Annotated in this window: 1 protein-coding gene; it reads right to left on the bottom strand. The window is 28.6% G+C overall.

The genetic code is table 11. From position 1 onward, the window contains the following. Window positions 1-94 precede the first annotated feature (94 nt). Window positions 95-1,210 carry an SLC13 family permease gene (locus ABMA45_RS02265; RefSeq protein WP_022088259.1) on the bottom strand — a complete coding sequence of 372 codons (1,116 nt, stop codon included), beginning with the start codon at window positions 1,208-1,210 and terminating at the stop codon, window positions 95-97. Between the last annotated feature and the right edge of the window lie 303 nt (window positions 1,211-1,513).

Raw genomic sequence — 1,513 nt, 5'->3', positions numbered from 1 at the left:
GGTTGTGAAAGTTGTGTTGCTTATGGATACTTCTGCTGGTCGTGGAAAGGTGAAACAACGTGTTTGTTTATGAAAGTTTCAGTCGACTGGAATATCAGTTAATTATAGTGTTTAAAATCAGTAAAACTACAAGAAATACAATATTTACAAATGTAAAATAAAGCAAATATTTTCCTTTTGTGCTGTTGTTATTATGTGCATATAATTTGTAAGAAATTAAACTAGCCATTGAAGCAATAAGTGTTCCAAGACCACCAACATTTACACCTATAAGTAATCCTTTATAGTTTGTTGTAAAACCAGATAAAAGCAAGGCAGAAGGGACATTGCTTATCACCTGACTCGCAAGTACCCCAATTCCAATTTCATTTCCTATAACAATTGAAGCCAAATACTTATTTGCCATTGGAAGTGAACCAATATTTCCCGTAAAAATAAAAAATCCAATGAATGTAAAAAGTAATGCGTAATCTATTTTATATAGCACATTTCGCTGTATAAAAAACACAACAATAAACACAAGAAATATAAGAATATAATAAGGAATTAATTTAAATACAGTTCCTAATGCGATTACAAATAAAATTACATAGAAAAATAAGTTCCCCTTATATTGAATAATATCATTTTCTTTACCATCAACAACAATTTTACTTTTCTTATCCTTAATAAAAAACAAAAATAGTAAAAGAAGAAAAAATGAAACAATTGAATAAGGTAAAATAGTTTTTATGAATGTAAATATGTTAACTCCCCATAAACCATATAAATATAAATTTTGAGGGTTGCCAATTGGAGTAAGCATACTTCCAAGATTAGCTGCAATGGTTTGCAAAACAATTATTGGAATCAATAAATTTTGTTTTTCACATTTTCCTAAAATCATCATTGTAAAAGGAACAAATGTAATAAGTGCAACGTCATTTGTAATTAACATACTTGAGAAAAAACAAATGAATACCAATGTTATACTTAGCTGCCATACATTTTTCGTCTTTTTTAATAATTTATAACCTATCTTTTCAAATAATCCATTACAACTTAACCCTTCCATGATAACCATAAGGCTCCATAATATTCCAAGCGTTCTAAAATCTATGTAATCTATGTATTTAATATTTGGTTTTACAAAAAATGCGGATATAATTGCCAAGACCCATGCAATTACTAATACTGTTTCTTTACGTACTAATTCTATAAATTTTTTCATAATTAAATATATCCTTTTTTAACATGATTATAGCATATTGCTTAAACAGGATTTTTGTCAATTAATATATGACATATTTAGCAAATATTTTTCAAGGGAAATAATATATTTAACATTGTTTCAGCCAACAGAAAATCCATAGACAACACAATTCCCACCCCAGCCGGCAGATATTTTCATAGCAAACACGTTGATTTTTTTATTTTGCTGCGCCGCTTATTGTAAGTTCAAAAGATAAACTCGCCTATCGGCTCAGACATATCTTTTGAACTTACGCTATGCTCGCAAAATTGCAAAAATCTG

Origin of the sequence: Eubacterium sp. CAG:156, from assembly GCF_000434315.1 — a bacterium.
Lineage (GTDB): Bacteria > Bacillota > Clostridia > Lachnospirales > Lachnospiraceae > Eubacterium_U > Eubacterium_U album.
This window is presented reverse-complemented; position numbering and strand designations above follow the sequence as displayed.

Bases quoted from the DNA above. Each gene is read 5' to 3' on its own strand.
- ABMA45_RS02265 (WP_022088259.1), bottom strand. From the start codon at position 1,210: ATGAAAAAATTTATAGAATTAGTACGTAAAGAAACAGTATTAGTAATT.